The 24493-nt window shown below is 46.6% G+C and carries 20 protein-coding genes; 8 read left to right on the forward strand and 12 right to left on the reverse strand.

Annotated features, from left to right (window positions below; translation table 11 throughout):
- Nucleotides 1-46: 46 nt before the first annotated feature.
- The 3 genes from QT973_RS09670 to QT973_RS09680 form a co-directional block, all read right to left on the reverse strand.
- Nucleotides 47-388 carry a type II toxin-antitoxin system PemK/MazF family toxin gene (locus QT973_RS09670; RefSeq protein ID WP_333054462.1) on the reverse strand — a complete coding sequence of 114 codons (342 nt, stop codon included), beginning with the start codon at nt 386-388 and terminating at the stop codon, nt 47-49.
- On the reverse strand, nt 381-785 hold the full coding sequence (locus QT973_RS09675) for a hypothetical protein (protein WP_333054463.1): 405 nt from the start codon (nt 783-785) through the stop codon (nt 381-383). The genes QT973_RS09670 and QT973_RS09675 overlap by 8 nt, the downstream gene beginning before the upstream one ends.
- Nucleotides 786-1023: 238 nt before the next feature.
- Nucleotides 1024-2133, reverse strand: a complete 1110-nt coding sequence (locus tag QT973_RS09680; protein WP_333054464.1) for a hypothetical protein — start codon at nt 2131-2133, stop codon at nt 1024-1026.
- A gap of 658 nt (nt 2134-2791) precedes the next feature.
- Between QT973_RS09680 and QT973_RS09685 the strand changes: the two genes are divergently transcribed.
- Nucleotides 2792-3331 carry a cyclic nucleotide-binding domain-containing protein gene (locus tag QT973_RS09685; protein WP_333054467.1) on the forward strand — a complete coding sequence of 180 codons (540 nt, stop codon included), beginning with the start codon at nt 2792-2794 and terminating at the stop codon, nt 3329-3331.
- 123 nt (nt 3332-3454) lie between these two features.
- On the opposite strand, the gene QT973_RS09690 is transcribed toward QT973_RS09685, so the two are convergent.
- The 3 genes from QT973_RS09690 to QT973_RS09700 all read right to left on the reverse strand — a co-directional run bounded on the left by QT973_RS09690 (nt 3455) and on the right by QT973_RS09700 (nt 5245).
- On the reverse strand, nt 3455-3868 hold the full coding sequence (locus tag QT973_RS09690) for a hypothetical protein (protein WP_333054468.1): 414 nt from the start codon (nt 3866-3868) through the stop codon (nt 3455-3457).
- A gap of 207 nt (nt 3869-4075) precedes the next feature.
- Entirely contained in the window at nt 4076-4936 is an 861-nt protein-coding gene (locus QT973_RS09695) for an FAD-binding domain-containing protein (RefSeq protein WP_333054469.1), read from the reverse strand.
- An 81-nt stretch (nt 4937-5017) separates the two neighbouring features.
- On the reverse strand, nt 5018-5245 hold the full coding sequence (locus tag QT973_RS09700) for a hypothetical protein (protein ID WP_333054470.1): 228 nt from the start codon (nt 5243-5245) through the stop codon (nt 5018-5020).
- Between the two features lie 11 nt (nt 5246-5256).
- On the opposite strand from QT973_RS09700, the gene ribD reads away from it, so the two are divergent.
- The 3 genes from ribD (at nt 5257) to QT973_RS09715 (ending at nt 8767) form a co-directional block, all read left to right on the forward strand.
- Complete coding sequence (gene ribD / locus QT973_RS09705; protein WP_333054471.1) at nt 5257-6432, forward strand: bifunctional diaminohydroxyphosphoribosylaminopyrimidine deaminase/5-amino-6-(5-phosphoribosylamino)uracil reductase RibD; 1176 nt, start codon at nt 5257-5259, stop codon at nt 6430-6432.
- A 264-nt stretch (nt 6433-6696) separates the two neighbouring features.
- Nucleotides 6697-8130: a transposase gene (locus tag QT973_RS09710; protein WP_333054472.1), complete on the forward strand. Its 1434-nt coding sequence runs from the start codon at nt 6697-6699 to the stop codon at nt 8128-8130.
- A 25-nt stretch (nt 8131-8155) separates the two neighbouring features.
- The gene (locus QT973_RS09715) at nt 8156-8767 is read left to right on the forward strand and encodes a hypothetical protein (protein ID WP_333337998.1); all 612 of its coding nucleotides are present in this window, start codon (nt 8156-8158) and stop codon (nt 8765-8767) included.
- Between the two features lie 291 nt (nt 8768-9058).
- Here the strand turns inward: QT973_RS09715 and QT973_RS09720 are convergent, their stop codons facing one another.
- Entirely contained in the window at nt 9059-9973 is a 915-nt protein-coding gene (locus QT973_RS09720; protein WP_333054475.1) for a PPC domain-containing protein, read from the reverse strand.
- Between the two features lie 93 nt (nt 9974-10066).
- On the opposite strand from QT973_RS09720, the gene QT973_RS09725 reads away from it, so the two are divergent.
- The 3 genes from QT973_RS09725 (at nt 10067) to QT973_RS09735 (ending at nt 14510) form a co-directional block, all read left to right on the forward strand.
- Nucleotides 10067-11770: an NAD(P)/FAD-dependent oxidoreductase gene (locus QT973_RS09725; protein ID WP_333210217.1), complete on the forward strand. Its 1704-nt coding sequence runs from the start codon at nt 10067-10069 to the stop codon at nt 11768-11770.
- Between the two features lie 189 nt (nt 11771-11959).
- Nucleotides 11960-12442, forward strand: a complete 483-nt coding sequence (locus QT973_RS09730; RefSeq protein ID WP_333054477.1) for an FxLYD domain-containing protein — start codon at nt 11960-11962, stop codon at nt 12440-12442.
- A gap of 340 nt (nt 12443-12782) precedes the next feature.
- The gene (locus tag QT973_RS09735) at nt 12783-14510 is read left to right on the forward strand and encodes an ABC transporter ATP-binding protein (protein WP_333054478.1); all 1728 of its coding nucleotides are present in this window, start codon (nt 12783-12785) and stop codon (nt 14508-14510) included.
- Nucleotides 14511-14635: 125 nt separating this feature from the next.
- Here the strand turns inward: QT973_RS09735 and QT973_RS09740 are convergent, their stop codons facing one another.
- Both QT973_RS09740 and QT973_RS09745 read right to left on the reverse strand, forming a co-directional pair.
- The gene (locus QT973_RS09740; RefSeq protein ID WP_333054479.1) at nt 14636-14860 is read right to left on the reverse strand and encodes an AbrB/MazE/SpoVT family DNA-binding domain-containing protein; all 225 of its coding nucleotides are present in this window, start codon (nt 14858-14860) and stop codon (nt 14636-14638) included.
- 310 nt (nt 14861-15170) lie between these two features.
- Entirely contained in the window at nt 15171-19664 is a 4494-nt protein-coding gene (locus tag QT973_RS09745) for a WD40 domain-containing protein (RefSeq protein ID WP_333391226.1), read from the reverse strand.
- Nucleotides 19665-20044: 380 nt separating this feature from the next.
- Here QT973_RS09745 and QT973_RS09750 point away from each other — a divergent pair, with 380 nt between their 5' ends.
- Nucleotides 20045-20401, forward strand: a complete 357-nt coding sequence (locus QT973_RS09750; RefSeq protein ID WP_006631047.1) for a hypothetical protein — start codon at nt 20045-20047, stop codon at nt 20399-20401.
- A 52-nt stretch (nt 20402-20453) separates the two neighbouring features.
- Here the strand turns inward: QT973_RS09750 and QT973_RS09755 are convergent, their stop codons facing one another.
- The 3 genes from QT973_RS09755 to QT973_RS09765 all read right to left on the reverse strand — a co-directional run bounded on the left by QT973_RS09755 (nt 20454) and on the right by QT973_RS09765 (nt 24309).
- Nucleotides 20454-21422 (reverse strand): YegS/Rv2252/BmrU family lipid kinase, encoded by a 969-nt coding sequence (locus QT973_RS09755; RefSeq protein ID WP_333054482.1) that lies wholly within the window; start codon nt 21420-21422, stop codon nt 20454-20456.
- 374 nt (nt 21423-21796) lie between these two features.
- The gene (locus QT973_RS09760) at nt 21797-22525 is read right to left on the reverse strand and encodes a DUF3891 family protein (protein ID WP_333054483.1); all 729 of its coding nucleotides are present in this window, start codon (nt 22523-22525) and stop codon (nt 21797-21799) included.
- Nucleotides 22526-22707: 182 nt separating this feature from the next.
- Nucleotides 22708-24309: a metallophosphoesterase gene (locus QT973_RS09765; RefSeq protein ID WP_333054484.1), complete on the reverse strand. Its 1602-nt coding sequence runs from the start codon at nt 24307-24309 to the stop codon at nt 22708-22710.
- Between the last annotated feature and the right edge of the window lie 184 nt (nt 24310-24493).

A 24493-nucleotide genomic window follows, 5' to 3' on the forward strand; every position in this document is an offset into this window, starting at 1 on the left:
CAATCTATCTATAAATAACACTATTTGTACGCTGTTGCCTAGTTATTCAATCTAGATCCAGAACAATTGTCAGTGCTTCTGCAATTTCTTCCATAATTGTCTCGGACAGGGTTCCGAGTTGTCGGACAAATCTTTGTTGGGAGACGGAACGGACTTGAAAAGTATCGGCTGCTGAGAGTTTGGCTAAGCCATTTTCTGAGGTCGGTTCGAGCTGCACCATCCAATCAAGCGGGGAAAAAAGATCGTTCCATGCTGTAATTGGAACAATTACTTTGAGCCGCAACTTTCCCAATTCATCATCGCTGACAACCACAACAGGTCTAGTTTTGCCAATTTCATCTCCCACCGTTGGATCTAGTTTGACAAGCCAAATTTCGCCCTTACGCATTAGTTTCTACCCCTGCGCTCAGGTATTCTTCCTCTGAATCGAAATACGGTTCGCTGTCGGGCGACCACAAATCGTGCAGCGGCCCTCCTGGTTCATACAAAGGAACCGCTGCTTCTGCTGCGGCTCTGAGTCTGCGTTTTCTCTCAGCTTTGCGCTGGGCTTTTTCTTCTATTTCTTCGCGCATCATCCGCGAAGCTGTTTCGATGATTTCTAGGCGTTCTTCTGCTGTCAGATTTTTGAGTGCTGCTAAGATTTCTGTTTTGGTCACGGTTTTTTCGGGTGGTTGGTGAGAAAGTGCGATCGATCTCATATGTTGCACCATTTTCAAGAACAGGCTTTCCGGCCTGTTCCACAAAGAGTGAATTTGATTGTGGGATGGGCAGGAGAGCCCGTCCATAAAAAGCTTATTGAAAATGGTGCAAGATATAAGATCGATCGCACCATCATTATATCTTTCACAAAAATCCCTATCGGCGCTCTGTGCTTATGACGCAACCTACATTACCGCTCTGTGCTTATGGCGCACCCTACATTGATCGCATAGGCAGATTTTCCATCATCAAAAAGGGTTGACTGTATTCCTACAGCCAACCCCGCGCTTATTTATTTGTCATGCGTTTGCTCAAACAGCAACACTACCGGGCAATATTCGGGAACGTATAGCCGACACCGACCAACAATCCCACTTCAGCTCCGTCTACAAAACCAATATTCAGTCCGGCTGTGGCTGTAAAATTTCTCGACAGTGGCACATCTACACCTCCCGAAATCAGGAAGCCAAAAGTACCGTCATCACCGGTAGAAATTAGCACGCCAGCACCTGCATAAGGAGCAGCAGTAATCACAAAATCATCGCTGACTTCCACGGTCTCTTGAGATACAAAATCGTAGGTAACAGGAACTAGAAAAGCTAAGTTGTCGCGGAACAAAACAGTCGGTCTCACCGAGAAATTGTTCGTCAAACCGATTTTGCTAATAATCGCAAATGAACCGTCGCCTAAAGCTGAATCTCCGCCAAAACCTAGATTGCCGCCAATGCCGATGTAGCTGGGCCCAGAACGGGTTGCTCGGCCTGGTCGGATTTGAGTTCCTTGAGCTACTTTTTCAGTTGCTTCGGAGACAGTTGCAGGTTTTTGGGCAACTTTCGGTTGGTTTGTCAGAGCTGAGGCGGAAGTGCTGACAGGATTGCTCAACAATTCTTGTGCTGTTTGGACTTCTTTTTCTTCCTTTGTTGCTGTTACTTCAAGATTATTGCTCTGGGCAACAATTGAGGTAGGTCGATCGCTCTTTTTGACAGTCTCGACTGTTGACTGCACTTTGACACCATTATCAGCAATTTTAGCGGTTTCTTCCGACTTTTGAGTCTCAGCAGCAATGGATGTATTTTGCGCTGTTTCTGTCTCAGCAATTTCAGATGTTGCTGCTTCCGATTTTTCGGGTGCAGCAATAGATACTTGCAAGTTGGCGGCAGGTTCAGAGGCTGCTGGCTCTGCCGCTTCTGTTAGTTCGCTCCAACTGATTGAATCAATTTTTTTATTACTAGCCGTTGTTTCTGCGTCGGGTTTAACTGCTGAAGTTGCCGTCGGCTCAGAAGTTTGGTCAATATTTTGAGCTGCGATTGTTGCAGTTGTAGCGACATCGGGCAAGTTGCCAGTTTCAGCTTTCGCTGACATGGTACTGCAACAAACAGCTAAAGCTGCAAGATTTATTAACGCAAAAGTAGACTTGGAAAATAGACTATTCATAGCAACTCCTCAATGAAGGGTGTGTTAAAAGTGTAAGTGTTTGAGGGAGAACGTCGAGAGCTTTGGGAAAAAAAGACACAAATATGAGTTGTGTTGTTCCTAGATTGCCATTTTACCGTTGAATAGTCAACTCTCAAGCTGATTAGATTCAAGAACGGACGGTGGGTTTAGAGGCTAATTTTAATTTACAGATCGATCGGCAAAAAATCAATCCTAGGGATGATTTCATCCTTAATCCTGTTTAATTGAGGGGTCGATCGTTCGCCTCGCTTGCATCCTACAATACTTTACTTGGGGGCGCTGCACTCGCAGCCACGCCGGAAAAATCCGGTTTTTGAGGGCGCACCAGCTCTAAACCAAGAGACAACAAGCTTTTAAAACAGTTTGGGCAACCCCGCCGTCCCAAGCAAGTGCAGTTAATACAACGCGATCGGCTGCTGCAGGGTTCCTGACAAGTAATGTAGAATAATACCACCGATTCGAGAAAGATTTGTGGCTCGATCGTGTCAAAATTACTGAATATTATGAAAATTGTGTAAAATTTAGTGTTCTATTTGTAAAGTTTAGCCTTCGCTTTCGCTCAGGGTCTGACCATCTCACAACAGCACGCAACTAAACAAGTAAAAAAATACAAATTATCTCATCTCAACCTGACTTTATGAGCAAAGTTCTAGTGATATTAGGCGAATTGAGCGATCGCGACATCGATTGGATGCTCGCCAACGGCACCCGCACCCAAGTCCTCCCCGGCACAACCCTGATCGCCGAAGGAAAGCCCTTAGACGCCCTGTACATAGTTCTGGAGGGAACTTTGAGCGTTGCTGTATCATCTTTGGGCGACAAAGAAATTGGAAAAATTATTTCCGGGGAAGTGTTAGGCGAAATGTCTTTTGTAGACGGGAGGCTTCCTTCTGCTAGCGTCACGGCAATTGAAGAGTGCCTCATCCTGTCAATTCCCCGGCGACTGCTAACTGAAAAACTCGAGCAAGACGTGCTTTTTTCCCTGCGGTTTTATCGGGCGATTACCAAATTTCTGTCGTCGAGACTGCGGGGTACAGTCAAACGCTTCGGCGATGATAGTGATGGTTTAATATATGAAGATCCCGACGGCGAGGACGCCCTCCGGGGAAATGTCGAAAATCCCGATTTGGCGGCATCGAGATTTCAATGGCTGTTGGAGCGTTTGAAGGGGAGTTGAAGAAAGAAGGAAGTTCGGCAACGGATTCTGTAACGGATGTAACGGATTTCAGGAAGAAGGAAGAGGGAAGAAGGAAGAAGAGAAAAGAACACCTATTTCCAATTACAAATTCCCAATTCCTAATTAGAAAACATATTTTTCAGCGACGCGCCAATAGCGAGAAAAACGCTTCAAATCAATGTAACCATCGTAGCGGACAAAGGGTTCCGGTGGCAAAACTTCTACTGGGTGCGATCGCTTAATTTTCCCGCAAATATCCTGAAAGCGAGGACTGGGACTTTCGGTAGTTACCACTTGATTAGCGCCGGATTCGATCGCAAAAGCGATAACTTCCGCAGCCACATCGCCCCGCCGAATAACTACTGGCAACTCCAGCAAACATTCGTAAATAAACACCATTCGTTTGAGACTCAACTGCCATTCATCAATCAGCGCATCATCCCAAACCCAGATAGCCGGTGCCTGTGGGTGCGCTTGAAAAGCGGGGCCTTCAGGACTCAAACAGTCACCGTGCAGCCAAATAATCGGATTGTTCATAAATTAGTAATTGTTAACTTTTGACTGTTGACTGTTAACTGTTGATAACTACTGACTACTGACTAATGACTAGACCTCTTGCAAAAATAATTAGGACGGGCTCTGGGGCCCATCCCACAAGAAAAAATAACTCTTGTGGGATGGGCCCCAGAGCCCGTCCCATCAATTGAGGAAAAGGATTTTTGCAAGAGGTCTACTAATGACATTTTAATTTCTGCGAGTTTTTTTAGGGCGGTTCCAACTTTTAGAACCGCCGCTACGATCGACCTTTTCTCCATTAGGAAACAACTTCCCTTCCAAATATTCGTAAGTTCCCTCAAAATCGCATTGCCCATACAGAGGACAATCGCGACAATAAACCGCCTTAGTGTAACGCTCCAAATTTTCCCGATTAAAAAAATAAGGTTTGTGACTAAAAGTGCTGGCTACCCACTGCCAAGAAAGATTATTGCTCGCCGGATCTCCATCTAGCAAGTGTTGCAAAAACCAGCGAGCTCCGGCTTGCCAGCGCACGCGGCGCCAGTGTACGAGATAAGCGGCAGTCCACATCCGCTGGTGATTGTGCAAATAACCAGTTTCTCGCAACTCGCGACTGAAACTGTCGATGCAAACCAAACCAGTCGTGCCCTCGACGACATCCTGGGGCAGAGTTTCGCTGTAAGATGAGGCAGTGTAACCAGTTTTGTAGGGTTCCCGGTCTTCCCAAATCCCGTTGCCCAATTCGGCGTAGAGTCGCTGCCAATAATCCCGCCAACCCAACTCGTTGACAAGTTTCACAGCTTCTTCTGGATGCCGCACCTTCTCCAGCACGGCATCCCGGACTTCGGCAAGACTCAAAACTCCGTAGCGCAAATAGGGCGACAAGCGCGTTACCGCACCGTTGAGGAAATTGCGGGTTGAGGCGTATTTGCCGGGGTCAATTTGTTGCAGGGCTGTCTCGGCTGCTTTGCGCCCGCCTGGGGTTGGGGGTACGCTGCTGTCCCGCCGGGCGGCTTCGGGGAACTGTTGGCGCACGTAGGCAATTAATTCGTCGCGGCTGGCAAATTCCCGCTTCATGTCCTGACTCATTCTTTTCTCAAGCACCTGCTATTTTTTCTTAATGTTAAAGCTATTCGATCGGGCCCGCGGCTAGATGCCCTAAATTGCCCTTCACTCCTGGTAACTCACATCTTGCACCCTTGTCAGCAACAGGCTTTTCGGCCTGTTCCACAAAAGATAAATTTTCTTGTGGAACAGGCCGGAAAGCCTGTTCATAAAGGCTAATTGAGAATGGTGCAATATCTCAGTGGTAACGTACATTTTGCCCCCGCCGCAATTGATTGTGGGTTCGCTGCCAAAATTAGCATCAAACTCAGTACACTCAGGGATAGATATCATAGCAAAATCTCATGGAAACTTTTCCGGCGCACGCTCAAGCGATCGCCAGCTTAGCTAACGGACAGCAGCAAGGTACAAAACAACTGGAAAACAGCGAAGTTCAAGAGTTCGATCGAGCCATGATGCGCCGCTGCATAGAATTGGCTCGCCGTGCTCTGGGCAAAACCGCACCCAACCCCCTTGTCGGTTCTGTAATTGTCCGAGACGGCAAGATTGTCGGCGAAGGGTTTCATCCCGGTGCCGGTCAACCTCACGCCGAAGTTTTTGCGCTCCAGGAAGCGGGGGAACTTGCCGAAGGAGCGACTGTCTACGTGAACCTGGAACCCTGCAACCACTACGGCCGGACTCCTCCCTGTTCCGAAGCTTTAGTTAAGGCGAAGGTGGCAAAAGTAGTGGCTGGCATGGTCGATCCGAATCCTTTGGTAGCTGGCACTGGGCTAGCCCGGTTGCGAGAGGCTGGCATTGAAGTGGTGGCGGGAGTGGAAGGGGAAGCTTGCCAAAAACTCAACGAGGCTTTTGTGCACCGGATTTTGCACCGCCGGCCTTTGGGAATTTTGAAATATGCGATGACTTTGGACGGTAAAATTGCTACCAGTAGCGGCCACAGCGCTTGGGTGACAGGCGAGGAGGCTCGGAGCGAGGTTCACCGGGTGCGCGTCGGCTGCGATGCTGTGATTGTTGGGGGAAATACGGTGCGTCTGGACAATCCCCTACTGACGAGTCACCAGCCTGATAGGAATAATCCCCTGCGGGTGGTGATGAGCCGCACTCTGGATTTGCCGAAGTCGGCTTGGTTGTGGGAAACCTCTGTGGCGGCTACTTTGGTGCTGACTGAGCCTGGGGTTAACCCGGAATTTCAGGAATTTTTGATCGCCAAAGGGGTGGAAGTTGTGGAGCTCTCCCCTCTGACACCGACTAATGTTATGGCTTATTTGTACGATCGATCTTTTCTTTCTGTACTCTGGGAGTGCGGTGGCACTTTGGCCGCGAGGGCAATTGCTGAGGGTGCAGTTCAAAAAATTATGGCTTTTATTGCTCCTAAAATTGTCGGTGGCCAAGGAGCTCCAACTCCGGTGGGAGATTTGGGCTTTTCGGCAATGACTGAGGCTTTAACTTTAGAGCGGGTTTCTTGGCGCACAGTGGGTACAGATTGTGTGGTTGAAGGCTATTTAAAAATTAAAGATTGAAAGTTAAAAGCGAGTCTTTTGAGTTTTTGATTTTTAACTTTTAACTACCAGCCGGGAAGTCCCTCGGTATATTCAGATGGGACGCATCTGAGCGCTACGCCCCGTACCCCGAATGAATTACGCCCGCGTGATGAAAGGCTCGTCGGGTGTAGGTACGGAAACCGACAATTAGACATTGCGAGTACCTTTAACTTCGATGTACTTTCTCTAACTATTAAATCGAAAAAATGGTACATTAAGGTAGGTCGAAAAAAGAAATTTCCCATGCAACTAACATACAAATACCGCCTCAAACCCACAAAAGCCCAATTGGCAACAATTGTGGCTCATCTAGAACTATGTCGTCGGCAGTACAACTACCGACTTGGCGAAAGATTTAGGTGGTGGTCAGCCACGAGAACGCCCGTCAACGCCTGTCCCTTGATTGTTTCGATAGTCCCTGTTGAAGAGATTTATCAAAACATTCCTTTGACGAGAGTGCAGACTAGGGATGGTAGAAAAAAGGATGAATCGGGTAATCCTTTGACTAAGAAAGGCGACGTTTTCTCGAACATTGAAGGCGGATATGTACAGTGGCAGACGATACAACTGGCTGACATCAAAAACACTAAAAAGTTATTCCCTGATTATAAAGTGTTGGATTCACAGGTCTTGCAAGATGTCGTCAACAGAGTGGAAACTTCCTTCTCAAATTTCACCACACCCGATAAAAATGGCAATCGTAGGGGTCAACCCAAGTTTAAGGGGCTTCACTACTATAAATCCTTCACTTATCCTCAATTAGACAACTTAGATATTGTCAAGGATGAGCAAAATAGGATTTGCATTCGCCTCGCAAAGATAGGTCAAGTACCTATGGTTTTTCATCGTCCAATACCAACGGGCTTCAAGGTTAAGATGGGGAGCGTTATTAGAGAACCGGATGGGTGGTATATTTCCCTGACGCTAGAAGATAAGACGGTTCCTGTAACGGTTGCAGAAATTCAACCGACTGATGAAAACACTGTTGGTATAGATTTAGGAATAACTAATTACGTTTATCTTTCTAATGGCGAAAGAGTTGATAATCCTAGATTTTTGAGGAAGTCTGCCCAGAAGCTGGCAAGACTTCAAAGGAAGCTAGCTAACCGAGTTAAGGGTTCTAAGCCTTGGAAAGTTATCAAGGACAGAATTTCTAGACTTCATCAGTTCGTAGCCAGAGCTAGATTAGATTTTCAATTTAAAACGGCACATGATCTATTCGGGAAATGTGAAGTTTTAGTTGTTGAAGATTTGAGCGTCAAAAATCTGACTAGACGCGCCAAACCTACAACAGATACTGAGAGTGGTAATTTGGTTTATTTGCCCAACGGTCAATCAGCTAAAAGTGGCTTGAATAAATCCATGCTTGATGCTGCTCATGGGCAGTTCGCCAGCGTCCTAAAATATGTCGCCGGGAAATTGGGTAAAAGCGTTTTGTTTGTTGATCCGAAGGGAACTTCTCAACATTGCTGGAACTGCCTAAATAAAGTTCCGAAAGAATTATCGGATCGGTGGCATTCCTGTCAATGTGGGGAATCATTGGATCGAGATGAAAACTCAGCTAAACTTATTAGAAAGATTGGTCTGAGTTACGAAAGTGGCGGGGGAACTCCGTCACTCAAAAAAGCCTTTGCAAAAAAGGAAAAAGAAGCCTGCAGTCTAACTGTACTCAGTTGACCGTCAGGTTAGTTCACCTCCTTTTATGGTTGAAATTCTGATTTGGAGTTTGATGGTTGGCAGTCTCGGCTTGGAGGCTGCGGTTGTGGGTATTTTGGTGAGCCACGAGCAATGGGATGCGGGGCAAAAATGCGATGAGGAGGAGGAAGTTTTGACTCGGTACGAATCTCAAGATGGTAATTTTAATGCGCCTGAAAATGCGCGATCCAAGGGCAATCCCAAATCCGATCCCAATTCTGTTGATTTGACGGTTTGGGAGTACAAGATTGTGCGGGCTAGCAACGATTTGTTCCGCAATCCTGCGATTTTTCACAAGCTATGCGGTGAAGAGGCGGAAGTTGGCTGGATTTTGCTCGAAAAGCTAGACGACAGGCGGGTGCGGTTCAAACGTTCGATCACGCTGCGGGACGCCCCGATGCCTAATTTACCAACGTTTGACCCTTACCGCACTCATTACGGCCCAATCTCGACTGCGATGAATTGGGCTGTGGCGATCGTGTTTCTGAGTGCGATCGTGCTTCCTGCTGTTTTGGGCTATGCTTTGGTGTCTACCACTCTCACCAGAAGTCGCTCTAATTGGCCTCCGGCACCTGTTCAATCTTTGCCTTCTCCCAGCGAGCCAGCAACTAATAAGTGAAACCTTGGCAAATTGTCGATCGCCCTTTTTGCAGCCTGTTTTATAGCAAGTCTAAATCATTTGTCAACTAGATGTTTTTTACGAACCGCGAAGGCGCAAATACCGCGAAGAAATAGAGGAGAAGTGATATCGTTTCCGGTTGCATCGGAATGATTTAACCGCAGAGGGCGCTCCAGAACGCAGAGGGGGAGAATACAGAGATGAATACAGGACGATGCTACCGGATTTGATATGAGGAGAAGTCTGGGTTCGTTTGACTGATTTAGGCTTGCTATATACGTTATTTTGATTTTAAATTTGGGGCGGTATTGCTGAGGGAGCGGCTAGCAATCTCAAGTCATAATTTGTATCGCCTTGAAATTGAGAAACGCGGACGAAATAAGTCCCCGCAGGCAAAGCCCCATTACTGACAATTGTTTCTGAAGACGTGCCTAAATTGTTAGACGAAGCAATAATATCGTCTAATCCAACGGCGCCGTTGCCGTTCAGATCCTGAATTAATTCAACATCAACATCTGCACTCAAACCGTCAAAAGTTACACTGAAAAGGCTGGGAGTATTGAGGATGAAACTGTAAATGTCGGCTGGTTCAGCATCTCCCACAAAATCGCTCGCCGTTTGAATTTCTGTGAGAATGCCCAAGCTTTTTGCTGCGTTCAAATTGTCGGCGGGATCGGGGAGAGTGCTCAACAATCCTTCTTGTTGACCGAATTGAATGTAATGGTCGATCGCACTTTTAACTGCGCCGCTATTGACTGCTGCTGCTACCAGCGGATATTTTTCTAGATAAAAGCTGGGATCGAAGAAAATGCTGGCTTTGCGGTTTTCTAATTGACCGGCTTTGAAGTAGTGTTCAAATGGGGTAAATTGATTGGTTTGGACTGCAGTCAGCACGTCTGGGTTGCTTGTTAGATAAAAATTAACATCGAAGAATGGGTTGGGGTTGCGTAGTTCAAATTGACCGAATCTGATAAAGTGATCGGCCCCTGAAAAGCCATTGAGTTTGGCTGATACCGCTACATCTGTATTGGTGTCTAAATAATAGCTGGCGTCGAACAGGGCATTCGGGTCGCGATTTTCAAATTTGCCAATTTTTCGGTAGTGATCGAAGGGACTCGATACCGTGCCTCTGGCAACTGCTACGGCGACATCTGGGTTGTTTTCGAGATAAAATTTGCTGTCGAACAGTGTTCTGAGGGTTAGCATTATTAAAAAAATCTCTCTGGACTTTAGTCTGGAAATTGCACGATCGAGAATCCAGTTTACATCAAAGTTTTGTTTTGTGAGGATGTCTTAATTATGGCTAAATCTGCACTGATGGCAATGCTGCGCCGCGCTGCAAGCATTGCCCAGAAATCAAGGGAAACGGGCATTCCGGCTGATGAACTGCTGGGGATGCTGACAGATCGCATTCCTAATTCTGCCATATCTCGGCGCCGCTTGCTGCACGGGGGTTTAGCTGCTGCGGGGGCTGCCGCTGCTGCGACTTTTACCAGGGAGGGAGAGGGAGCTTTTGCTCAACAGGGTGGACGATCGCCGATTTTGGTTGTGGGTGCGGGAATTGCTGGTTTGACGGCGGCTTATCGCTTGCGCCAAGCGGGTGTGCGTGCCGATATAATCGAGGCAACGAACCGCGTGGGGGGGCGGATACGCACTATTCCCAAGGTGGCTGGAACGCTGATTCCGGCGGATTTGGGGGGAGAATTTATTGACACCGGCCACACTAATTTAATCTCGCTGGCGACGGAATTGGGTTTGCGGGCGATCGACTTAGCCCAAGTGCAGAGTGGATTGGTGAAGGATACTTTTTTCTTTCAAGGACGGCGCTTTTCTCTTGAGCAATTAATCGCGGAATTTGCGCCACTAGCGAGTAAAATTACTGCTGATTTGCAGGCGGTTGGCGATGAAATTAGCTATCTTGATTTTACAGAAGCAGCGGAAAGATTGGACAATCTTTCGATCGCTGAATATGTAGACCAAGCCGAGATTAGCACGATTGTCCGGCAGTTACTCCGCATTGCTTACACGACGGAATACGGTCGAGATACCGAGGAGCAGTCGGCGTTAAATCTGCTGTTTTTAATCAGTTCTGAAGCGGGCAGTTTTGAATTGTACGGCGACAGCGATGAGCGCTATCAAATTGACGGCGGCAACAGTCAAATTATCAACCGTTTGGCGGGTCAATTGTCTGGTTCGATCGAGGCGGGGACGGTTTTGGAAGCGATTACTCTTTTGCCGGATGGCCGCTATCGCGTAAATTTGCGATCGGGACTAAGCGCGTTCGATCGCACTTACGAGCGAGTTTTGTTAACTTTACCGTTCAGCACTCTGCGAGACGTTAAAATTAACGTACCTTTGCCCCAACCAAAGCGCAGGGCGATCGAGCAATTGGGTTACGGTACTAATTCTAAGTTAATTACTGGCTACCGCAGCCGCATTTGGCGGGAACCTTATCAATCGACGGCTTCTGTTTATAGCGATTTAGGATTCCAGAATACCTGGGAAGCTACGCCTTTCGCTCCTACTCCTAACGGTTTAGTTACTAATTTTACAGGAGGAAAGCAGGGTTTGTCGATCGGTGCCGGCACTCCAGAAGACCAAGCACAAAGATTTTTGAACCAATTTGAAAGAGTTTTTCCCGGAGTGAGAAATTTGCGATCGGGCAAAGCTGTGCGAGCATATTGGCCGGGAGAACGCTTTTCTAAAGGTTCTTATTCCTGCTATTTAGTAGGACAGTGGACGCAAATGTACGGCGTTGAAGGCGAACGAGTTGGGAACTTATATTTTGCCGGGGAACACACTTCGCTGGAAAATCAAGGTTACATGGAAGGCGGTTGCGAAACTGGACAAAGGGCGGCTGTTGAAATCTTGCAAGATTTAGGTTTAATAGCTGCTGCTGATGCTGTGAATACTCGAACTGCGAGCAGTTTGAACAATCGCCGTCCCAGCCGGAAAATTCCCGGAGCGCGGAATCTTAGGAATAGAAAGCCGAGTATTAGATAATCTCGTCAGGTGTACATCTAATTCTTGTGGGCCGTTGCTCCTAGCCCGTGCATCTAATTCTTGTGGGGAGTAGGGGTTGGGCTTCTAGCCCGCCCAAAAAATTAAATTAGTCATGAGATCCACCATACATAGAGATATGCAAACGTAAAAAATATATGAATTATCATGTACAAGTTATTGCCAAAAAACATGATTATTTTACCTTTCACAGTAGCTTTATCGAGTTTTCTAATCTCGCCGATATCTGCTATTCCTTTGCTGGCAGACGCTACAAATACAATGGCTCAAAAATCACCAGTTGATGAGCCATTTTGCTACATGAAAACTCCCGAAGGCAAAACAGTAGACTTGGGCAAATTGTGCGAGAAACAGCCAGCATCTGGAACTTCCCAAACTTGCATTACCGGTTCCAACATTGCTGCAAAAGTTTCAATTGCGGCGGCTAATTATGACGGTAACTTTTTCAGCGGTCAAGTGCTTAATCGAGGCTGCAAAACAATCAAGAATGTCAAAGTTAATTATGAAGTTTTGGACGAGTCAGGCAATTTAATTGACAACGGATTTATCTACTCTCAACCAGTTACTCTTGCACCCGGACAGTCAGCCGCTTTTCGGGGTGAAGTTGTCGAGGGGGCTCAGGTACTAGCGACTCATGCAGACGGGCAAGAATGATTGTTGATAAATGGCGACCCACTTCCAGAAACCCGATCGAGGTTATAGTAAGGTGCGTCGCTTTGAGATTGTCGCTGTTTTTGAAGATTGTAGATGGCGACGCACCCTACAGCAACTATTCCATGAGTTTTGAGAATTAGTATTATTTACCGATCGCTGTTATCATATTCTGGCTCAGATATCTCTATGACTTACGCAGAGATCCCCTCGCATCCCCCTTCAAAAGGGGAACTTGCAATAATAATCTTGTCCCCCCCTTATTAAGGGGGGTTAGGGGGGATCGAAGTTTGAATATTCTTGCAGAGAACCCCAAAAACAGAATTTGCGAGGGCAAAATATCTTGAAAACTCGATCGACATACTGGCAAATCTTACCCTACCTCCGTCCCCAAAAACAAACCATCGGTAAAGCATTAGCTTGTACCGTAGTATTTACCATATTTTGGCCGATTATAGCGTGGCTAGTTGGCGAAACTGCCAAATTTATAGGTAAAGGAGATTTACAAGGGTTCGCTCAAATTGCGGCACTCAGCGCCATTATATTTCTAATTCGCGGTACAGCCCAGTACGGTCAAGATACGCTGATGGCAAAAGCTGCTTTGACTATTGCTTTGGAAATCCGCAAAAAAGTTTACTCCCACCTGCAAAAACTCAATCTCGGCTACTTTGAAACAGCCAAAACCGGAGACTTATCCTACCGCCTCACCGAAGATATTGACCGCATTGGCGAAGTAGTAAATAAATTTTTTCATCAGTTTATCCCTTGTGTTTTGCAGCTAATTGCGGTTCTGGGATATATGATTTATCTCAACTGGCAATTAACTCTAGGTGCATTAATTATTGCACCGCTGATGGCTATTTTAATTGGCTGGTTTGGTGAAAGACTGCTAAGTTACTCGCGCCAAAGTCAAAATCGCATCTCTGATTTATCTGCTTTGCTGACAGAAGTATTCAGCGGCATTCGTTTAATCAAAGCATTTGTGGCTGAAGACTACGAAATTGCCCGCTTTGCAGAAGAAGCAGAACAAAACCGCCGCGCTAAGTATTTGTCAGAAAGAATAAAAGCACTTCAGTTCGTTGTAGTTGGCTTTCTGGAAGCGATGAGCGTGATTTTGCTCTTTTTCCTGGGAGGTTGGCAAATTTCTCAAGGAAATCTCACAGGTACTCAATTTATAAGTTATATCGCAGGGGTGGCACTGTTAATTGACCCCATTGCTATCACAACTGCTAATTACGGGGATTTTAAGCAGGGAGAAGCTTCTAGCGATCGCATTTTTGAATTATTAGCAATTGAACCCGCTGTAGTCGAAAAATCGGGTGCAATTGAACTTCCCCACGTTACCGGAAAAGTCGAATACCGCAACATTAATTTTGCCTATAACTCAGAGACACCCATTTTACAAAGTATGAGTTTGCTGGTACTTCCCGGAGAAATGATTGCCCTCGTGGGCGCATCCGGTGCGGGTAAAACTACTTTAGTAAACTTGTTACCCAGATTTTACGATCCGCAAGCGGGACAGATTTTAATTGACGGTATTGATATTCAAGATGTCACCTTAAATACTCTGCGGAGGCAAATCGGAATTGTACCGCAAGAAACGATTTTATTTTCGGGTACAATTGCTCAAAATATCGCTTTCGGTCAATCTTATTATGAACTGAAAGATGTGCAAAAAGCTGCGGAGATTGCTAACGCTCATCAATTTATTAATGAGTTTCCCGATGGCTATCAAACTTGGGTAGGAGAAAGGGGTGTAAATTTATCTGGCGGGCAAAAACAAAGAATTGCGATCGCCCGTGCAGTTTTGCTCGATCCCAGAATTTTGATTTTGGATGAAGCGACATCGGCGCTGGATTCGGAATCCGAAGGTTTAGTGCAGGAAGCGCTGGAAAGATTGATGCGCGATCGCACGGTGTTTATTATCGCGCACCGCTTGGCTACTGTGCGGAGAGCCGATCGTATTTTAGTGTTGGAAAAAGGCAGAATTGTCGAATCTGGGACGCACGAGGAGTTGCTGGAAAAGGGATCTCGCTATGCTGGCTACTACGCTCAACAGTTTAGTCAGTAGGCTACTTTAGAAACCGGGTTTTTGGCCGTTTCTGCTGGCCTCAACCAAGTATTATCTAAAAAACCCGGTTTCTGACTACTCGTGGGTAAGTGATGTTCAGGATAACTCTAGTAATAATGTCATTCTTAAGCCTCTCTAGTCTCCAAAGGAAGCTGATTCCTGACTAGCATAAAGTCATCCGCGAACATATTTAAACTATCAAAAAAAGTTTGCCAAGTATTTTCTTTGGAGATTAGGACAATAACATCTCCTATTTTTTTGACATACACTTCATTTCCTGCCAAATGAAATTCTTTAGGTAATATGACTGTCTGATAGTCATCAGCGATCGATAATTTAGCCGTATTCATTGTTTTGCCTCCAGAGTGATTTAACTTATATTTTAAATTGACTCTCCGCTTGCTCCAACTATATTCTAGCAGAGAAGAGTAGATATAGATTCGGTTCAGGTTTTTTCTATTTGACTGTCGCATGAATGCGATGATGTAGATGCAGATTAAGGGTAAACCCGCAGTCCGGCAAGGGTTGAAACCCCTGCCTCAAAGCGAAAGTCCTCTAAAGAGGACTAATTAATTCTTTAGTCCTCTTTAGAGGACTTTCGCTATTAGACAGGGAATTCATTCCCTGTCGGACTTAGTGGAGTGACAGCCTTTGCGACGATTAATTTTCAACAGCCCCTAAAGCTTTGAGCGTGGCTTTTTCAACTTCCGTTAAACCCGTAACTCCTGCAATATTCATGTTTTCATAAGGTCTGTCACTTTTCAATATTTTGAGGCACTCACCAGTCTCAATATCCCAAAGTCTAATTGTGCCATCCCGACAGCAAGCAGCAATAATTTTTTCATTTGAACTGAAGGCAACAGAGTTAATTCTACTGGTATGACATTGCAAAATTTTTAGACATTCACCTGTACGAATATCCCATATTCTTACCGTTCCATCTACACTTCCACTAGCAACTATTTCACCAGAATAACTAAAGGCAACTGAACGTATCCAATCAGTATGCCCCTGTAAGATTTGGAGGCATTCACCACTGCGAACATCCCATAATCTTACTGTTCGATCGACACTTCCACTGGCAAGTATTTCACCGTTCTGGCTAAAGGCGATCGCGCGTGACCAACCCGTATGCCCCTGTAAGATGTGGAGGCCTTCACCAGTATGGATATCCCACAGCCTCACCGTTCCGTCAAAACCTGCACTGGCAAATATCTCACCCAAAGGACTGAAAGCAGCCGAGTATACAGAATTGTTATGCCCGTGCAACGTTTTGAGACATTCGCCAGTACCGATATGCCACAACCTCACCGTTTGTTTGTAACCTGCACTCGCAAGTATTTCACCATTTGGACTGAAGGCGATCGATCGTGTTTCATTGTCAACTTCTGGCAAAGTATGAAGGCATTCACCGCTGCGAATATCCCATACCCTCAATGTTTCGTCATAACTGTTGCTAGCAAGTAGCTTACCATTTGGACTGAAAGCAACCAAGTCTACCCGATCGAGATGTCCGTGCAAGATTTGGAGGCATTCACCACTGCTGACATCCCACAGCTTGACTGTTTTTTCATCATCGCTGCTGGCCAGCATTTCACCGTTGGGGCTGAAGGCGATCGACCTTACTTGATTGCTATGCCCTTGCAGCGTATTCAAGCATTCACCGCTGTTAATAGCCCACAGCCTCAGCGTTTTATCGTAACTGCCGCTAACAAGTATTTCACTGTTTGGACTGAAGGCGACTGACCCTACTCGATCGTTATGCCCTTGCAAAGTATTCAAGCATTCACCGCTGTTGATATCCCACAGTTTTGCTGTGCAATCCTGACTTCCACTTGCGAGTATTTCGTCCGAAGGACTGAAGGCTATTGACCGTACATGACCGAAATGTCCCTCCAAAGTTTTGAGACATTCACCGCTGCCGATATTCCACAGCTTCACTGTTTCGTCGCCGCTGCCGCTAGCAAGTATTTCACCAATAGAATTGAAAGCAACTGAAAACACGTTTTTAGTATGACCGTGCAAAATTTGCAGGCATTCACCAGTGTGAATATTCCACAACCTTACTGTTGTGTCGCTGCTGCCACTGGCAAGCATCTCACCAGCAGGATGGAAAGCCACTGAAAACACACTTTCAGTATGACCTTGCAAAATTTGCAGGCATTTACGCGTGCGGATATCCCATAACCTTATCGTGCGATCGAAACTCCCACTAGCGAGTATATTTCCATCAGGATTGAAGGTGACAAACATTACTGATTCGGTATGTCCCTGCAACACTTTTAAACATTCACCACTCTTGACATCCCATAACTTGATTGTTTTGTCATAACTCCCGCTAGCAAGTATCTCACCGTCAGGACTGAAGGTCACTGACTCCACCACGTTGGTATGTCCTTTACAGGTCAATATTTCTCTGCCACTGCTAGCTTCCCACAAGCGAACTACGCCATCGCTATCACCTGTAGCTAACAGTTTGCCATCAGGACTAAATATTACTGACCGAACACTGCTGAAGATTTTAGTAAAATCAGAATTAGCTAAATTTGCTTCAGCAAAATTGACGTGGCGCAGACTAGCATTTGTAAAATCAGCACCTAAAATAACTGCACGAGAAAGGTCTTTTGCTTCTAACGCAGTTCGATCGATTTTCACCAACAGCGTCGCCGCATTCCCTCCCACATAACCTACCTCACTTTCAGTTTTTCCCCGCGTTGCTTCCAGAATTTCCAATAATTCCTCCGTAGCTGCCCCTACATCGAGGCAGGGCCGGCACGAGGGTACAGCCCCTACCATTGGTAAGAACAAATCCATCACAGCTTTAGTCAGCCGCGCTTGTCCGAAACTCTGAAGAAGTTGCCCTAAATCTTCAGCAACAAATCCTTTTAAAGGCGCGATGAGTTCATTCTTATTTCTCTTCTCTGCCTGAAGCCGACAATAATTAGACCAAGTGTACGATCGAGGTTCTGCATCAGGATTGACACAAGACTGTTCCGGCGCAACTAATTCGGTAAAATCTGCGGCCAAAACTCCCAATTCTGCTGCAAATTTGTAAGCGACAAAAAACTCTAATAACGAACGATGGGCTGGAGTATAATCCCCATCTGCATTGCGGATTAGCATCGTTTGACCCATCATGTCATAGTGCCAGTGGTCTAAGTCTTTTTCCTCTTGCACCACGGAACCAAACAAGCTGCGAATGCGATCGGGAAAACCGCGATAATTGAGACTCATTTGGTTGGTAGACAGCATTTCCCAAGACAGTTCGCACAAAAAGTAAAGCTTATCTGCTACAGACGTAAAAGTACGTTCTGCTTTGATATCTCTCTCTATCTTCCGCCGCACCGCATACAGATAAATCCGCGACATATCTACTGGTTTTCCAGCTTCAATATCGGGCAATGCTTCCAAAATTAACTCGGTCATCACCGGGCGACGCGCTAAATCCAATAGTTGCGGGTTTCCCATCACTTTTTTTACAGTCGCCGCTTCTGTTTGAAATGACAACGCTTGCCCAATTTGTTCGTCGTTAAATTTCTCTAATTCTAAGACTTCAAATTGGGGAGTTTCGCCTGTTAAAATGGTTGTTGATGCTTGCAGTTCTGCATTGAACAATGCCCGTCCTTCCTTGCCTTCAGGAAAGTGTTCGGTACGGCAAGTCAGGATAACTTTTGCGCCGGGAACGACGGCTTTTGCTAGTTCCCAGAAGTTGTTGATGGTTTCTTGCCGATCGCACTTAGCGGCCATTTCATCAAAACCGTCGAAAATTAACAGAAACTTGCCCATGCGATTCAGTTGTTCAAAGGCCGAATAACCCGCCAGAGGTATCTCGTGCTTGCGAAAGAAAAACTCGGAAAACAGCGACTCGACGCTAACTGCTTTCGCGTAATCTCGCAAAGGAATTACTAACGGCAAACGCGGACGTTCCAAGCCGCGCTTTTGAGCTTCTTTGTAGCGTTGCAGCGCCATCCAAGCATAGTGCATCGCAAACCAAGTTTTGCCGGTTCCAAATTCTCCTAAAACTGAAATATGTTCTTTTACTGGGTCATTCAACCACAGGTCAATATAACCTTCGATCCAGCCATCTCGCCCGTCATAATGACTCACGCCTATCTTGCGGTGAGTATCGGGGTCAATTTCTTCTTTCGTACAAGCTAGCGGCACATATTTGGTATCAATTTCTCGGCTAGTAATTTCTGTTTCTAGCCAATCCAGATAAGCGGTAAAATCGGCATCTTGGTCGAGTAATTCATCAAACGTATAGCAAGCTAAATTACGATTTTCGTCTTTCTCTACCTCATCCCGCGCGGCGCGACTGATGCGGCGGGCGGTGACTAACCATCCTTCATCGGTGCGCTGTTTTTCCACCGACTCGCGCAAGGCTGAGATGTCTCTGAGTCCGGCTTCTCCGGCAATTCCGCGCACTAAAATGCGATCGTACCGATTGCGTCTGACAGGAACATTGATAATCCATTCAAAATAGTTATCTTCCGAGATTTGATATGGCTCAAACTTATAACTTAATGTTTCAAACCAACCGCGAACTTGTTGCGATAAAATAAAAACTTGAGATTTTTGAATATTGGTTGATGCTGCTGCGGGCAGTGCCGGATAATCTTCGGCTTCTAACCGCGCAAATTCGGTGCGAATTCCTTCGATAGTGGGGAGGCGATCGATGCGATCCATTACCATAGATAGGCGTTTTTGCAAAGAGGCGATCGAATTTCCCATCATCACATCTCCCAGCGTCCGCGTCCGCTTTGCTACTTCCATAAACACGGCGGCAAATGCCATGAATTCCCGTCTGGGGTCAATGCCTAAATCTCGAATTTCTTTGCCTAAAGCACTCTCATTCAGATATTCATCGCCTGCTTTAATTAAAATGGCTGGGCTATCGGACTCGAAGGCTTTGCGAAATGCTGATTCAATCTCTTTTTGGCGAAACAGTTCTAAAATCTGCTTGGGTTTGCCAGCGCCGTATTCTACTAAAGTATAAACATAAACTCCGCTAAAATCTGCGGGCGGAGCATCCGGGTCGAGGTTAAATCTTTTTAAGATTTTGATGACAGTTTCGTTGCGCTGAAACTTGTCTTTGATAGTGCCGAAGGGAATTGTCGTCAGGATACTGATAACTAAGTCGAGACTAATTAGCATGATTTAGGCTTTCCTGTTTTTCCGTGGAAGTAATGCTCAAATCTAGAATCGGTAGGCTGTGTCCCTGAAATGCGTTGCGGGCGATCGCAAACTGCTCTATTTTTATTATGGTAACAGGATTTACGCGCTCCGACCAAAGAAACCGGGTTTTTACCGAATCTGCTGGTTGGAGCGCGTCTTTTCGTTAAAAACCCGGTTTCTGACCCACCGTTGGTAACTTATATCCAGTTAATTAACTTAGCACTTTTTAGGAAAATTGACAACTATAAAACACAGAAAATACCGACACATATTGTAGTACAAACAGCTAGGATATTAGTTGTCATCTCTGAGTTGGCAAAGTTAAAATATAGATAACTAACAAATAAAAATTGCTATCTATGAAAATACAATCTTCTGTCTTAGTCCACCTGGGATTTGGCAAATATGTACGCTCCGATCGAGTAACAGCAGTAATACCAATTGAAGAAGAACGGGGGCCCGGTCGGCGCACTTTCGTACACGTAGACGGCGAAGCAGACCCGATCGTTGCTTCGCGCGCGGAAGATACAATCGTTCGCGATTTGGTGCAGGAACCGCGCGAAATAACTCAAGCTCGGCAGCAACAAGAAATCCTGCAAGATTTGCTTGCCGATTTGAGCAATGTTAACGTCACCGTGCGACGCATCAGCCGCGATGAAGGCGGACTCGATCTCGAACGTTTGGAGCGCCGCATTCGCCAAATTTTAGACGCCTAAAAACAAAAGACCGCCCGGGCGGTCTTTCTTTTTGTTTGTTTCGCTAAAATTTTTAAGTTGAGGGCTTCAATGTAACTTCGATGTCCGCTAAACCAGTGAGTTTTTCCACCACTGGTGCTTCTTCAACTCGCGGTACAAAAATAGTTAAACCTCCCGGAACGCACTCAATAGAAACCGGAGTCATGCCGATAATTTCCCCGTCTAAAACCACTTTTTGAGGCGGATCGGTAGTAATTTTTATTTTTTTTGCCCGCAAATAACCGATGTCATCGCGATCGGTAGGATTGCCGCTCAAAGCGGTTTGCAATAGGTGATAAGAAGCTGCGATCGCCCCAGCTTTATTCTCCGGCGCAACCAGCGTCACGTCCAGCAAGCCGTCATCAAAAACAATCCCCGCCGGGCCTTGAGCTAAAATGGAAGTAGGCGGCGCTGCATTTGCTACTGTTACGGCCACAGCAGTAAGGTGGATAATTTTATCGTCGGTTTCTATTTCCGCTTCAAATCTTTCTAAATTGTTTAACTGTTTAATTCCTGACAAAATGTAAGCCAGCATTCCCCAGCGATTCTTCATTTCGCGATCGGCTAGTTCGACAGTTTCTGCCTCAAAACCCACTCCAGCTAACAAAACCATCGGCATTTTACCGTTGCAAATCCCGGCATCCACTACCCGCGTCAACCCTCCCAAAATAGTGGCGCAGGCGGTTTCAATTGTATTCGGAATATCTAAAGCATTCGCAAAAGCATTAGCCGTTCCCCGCGAAATAATTCCTAAAGGAATATTTGTGCTCACAATCGCCCCAGCAACTGCTGATAATGTGCCGTCGCCCCCGGAAGCAATAATTTCTTCAACTCCCCTAGCAACTGCTTCGCGGGCGATTTGATCTGCGTCTAATTCTGGGGTTGTCAGACGAATGTCTAAGTCAATAAAAGGCTCTAAAAGTTCCTGAATTCTAGCTAAGTCTTGGTCGGGGTCGCTGTTACCGGCGACTGGATTGAAAATTAGGCAAGCTGAACGTTTCATAGTTGGTAATAGGTAATACGTAACGTTTATATCGAAGTTTCGCTCCCCCTAAATCCCCCTTAATCAGGGGAGTAGGAGTTGACTTTGAGTGTTCTTGTCCACCCCCTACTCCCCCTGATTAAGGGGGGTGAGGGGGGGATCAAGACTCAACTATAATGCTGATTGATATCATGTCCGATCGAGTGACCGCGATTAACAGGGCAGGTTTTTGAGATTGTCAATTATTGGCAGATATTTTTCGTGAGGGGAACCCCTACCGTATTAGGGGTAATCGACCCGACATAATATGAGACATGGTTTTAAGATTAAGTTAACACAAATGCCATGCCCGCTAAACTTCGACAACAACCCTCACCTATTTTTCAAAGGTTTAGTTAAGACTTGACAAAAGTCCACTCTAAGACTTTGCGCGGAGCTTTGTGCAACGCTTCCTTGATTTCCTCATTGGTGTCAAATTTGACTTGATTTAAATTGCACGCTTCGACGTTGACAGTAAATTTATCGTCTTCAAAAGGCCAAGGAGTTACAGTCACGAGTTCGTTGCTGTGCTGTACAATATCGTAGCGCTTGCCGTCCGGGCCGACACTAATTTCTAAAGCTCGTTCTCCTGCAGGTAACTCGCGGCTGCAAAGAATTAATGATAGCCGATCGCACCACTGGAAAAAAGCATAAGCTGCCTTAGCATCTTCCTCGGAAATCTTCAACTCTTTTTGCCATTTTTTTTGATTTTCCAGTTGTTCGTCCAAAAATTCGTCGAGTTCCTTGGACTCTCCCCGCTTTCCTTCGTTGAGATAACTCATGTGCATAGAAATCAGCATGGCTACCCACCTACCGCGATATAGGGAATTCTGCGTCATGGCTTTAATTTTAGGCAGAGAAGTTTCCGTCTGCAAAGTAAAATCAAAGGGCGCGCCCGCTTCAGTTAAAATATTTTCTTCCCACTCTTTCTCCAAATCATCGTGATGCGAAATCGCGGCTATGGTTTCGTACAACCGAAGCGGAGATTTCGAGCGCTTCCACTGTCCGCCAAGTTGGGCGGCGAGCAAAGCATGGGCGCGGTGGTAAATAATTTCCCAGCCGGTGGCGGTTAAGTTAGCAATCATTGAATTTTTGTCCTGAATTAAGTGATGTTGGTTTTCTGGAACAGGCCGGAGTGCCTGTTTGGGCGGGCTCGCGTGCCCAACCCACAATCAAATTGAATTTTTGTGGAACAGGCCGGAGTGCCTGTTTGGGCGGGCTCGCGTGCCCAACCCCTACTCCCCACAATCCAATTGAATGACTGATGCTAAATCACAAAAGGTTCGATCGAGATATCCTGCCATTTCCCCTCAAATCGTTCGACAACAATAGGTCGGATGCGGAATTTGGGGGGACACCCATCGAGAACATCAATCCGCAAACACGAATAAGGACGACGTTTGTGGGAACCTTGACCGCTGCGGCCGACAAATAGCAAAGACTCCGCTACCCGCCGGCTGGCTGTTTCGGAACCAGACTGCCGCGCCAACCGATAAGCTTCAGGACTCAATGCTTCCTCCAACATCGGCCCTTCCGGGCGCTGGCGGCGGAGACTGTGGCCGCTTCCCCCGCAGACAATCCAATTAATCCCAGAGTCGCCGTGTCCAGTATCCCCAGTCCGCAGGTATTCCAAACAGTGAGCGTGGCCCGTCAGCACCAAATCTACTAGCGGACGCCCCTGCGCCGCGTCCCCAACAGCATCGGCCACCGCGTCGAGTACCTCGCGCAATCGCAACCGAACCGCCAAAGTTTGAGCTTGATTCCACTTTGTCGCCTCGGTTACGTAGGGGGGATGGTGCAGGTAAATTACCCGCCCCCGCACCTCGGAATCCCGCCAAGAGTCAATCAGCCTTTTTTTCAGCCATTCGAGCTGTTCAACGTCTGTGGCTGCTGTTTTGTGCGACGACAGTTGTTTGTCAATATCCATCAGGATTTCGTCAACTTGCTCTAACTTGGCGCCCAAGTCGTCTAGCTGTTCGGCTTCCTCGGGAATTTCGGGGTTTAGCCGATCGCAGATTTCGATCATTGCCAATTTTTCTTGTTCCAACTTCTGACGATCGAGTTCCAAATTCTGGCGGCGAATGTCGCCCTGTTTGGTTTTCGGGATCGGTAATGGTTCGTTGAAAGTGTTGGAGTCAAGGGCGAAGAAGTCGATGCCGCCACTGCAGAAGGTGTAGTAGCGGTTGGGTAAGCGGGTAAAGCGTCCGGGTTGGTAGCGGAGGCAGCGGCCTGTGCTGGTGCTGGCGGTGTAGTGGGCGTCTAGGTGGCGATCGAGTTCTCCCGGCATTTTGTGAGCTTGCAGGTAGTCGAGAAAGGCTTTGGCGTAGGTGTTTCCGCGATCGGAACCGTGCCAGCCGACATCGAGATCCAACTTGGAACCCAACAGCCGGCGCAGCGGCAAAGCTGTCGCCGACAGAAGGCCGTAGACTATCGGCAAGTCGTAATAGTCGTGGTTTCCCGGTACGGGCAAAAACGGAAAGTTAAACACCATGCGATCGTAGGCAATCCGAGATGGCTCCTCGCCGCCGACTATAAATTCTCGGTAGGGGCGAATAAAGTTTTGCAAGTAATATTCGCTGGAACCGACGAGATAAACTACATCGCCGGTGTGGAGGACGAAACGGCAAGTTTCGCGCTCGGAGACCATCTGTTCGGCAATCTGTCGCTGGGGATTGTAGCCGCGGTGATTGCCCGTGCCGCTGTCGCCTACAACTAAAAACGAAAACTCTGGAGAGTCGGTGGTTGGAGATTCCAAAACCATCCGAGTTTGGTCGATTCCCCGATGGACGATCGACTGTTCTTGCCACCGCACCCGCTCGTTCATTTTGCGGATTTTGACTTTTATTTGCGGGTCGGAAACGAATTTCAATTCACCTCTTCTCCAAAATTGCTGAGTTCCTAGTTAATAGTGTAGCGATCGGGCGAGTTTTTACCTCTCTCTAAAAGCTGAAAATCGAGGCGCGGGTACTCAGCAACCGGGTTTGGGACGAGAATACGGCGTTAAAACCGATCGCAACGGCCAAAAACCCGGTTTCTTTGGTTTGAGGCGCGGG

The organism is Microcoleus sp. Z1_A1 (assembly GCF_036700305.1).
In the GTDB taxonomy this organism is placed as follows: Bacteria; Cyanobacteriota; Cyanobacteriia; order Cyanobacteriales; family Microcoleaceae; genus Microcoleus.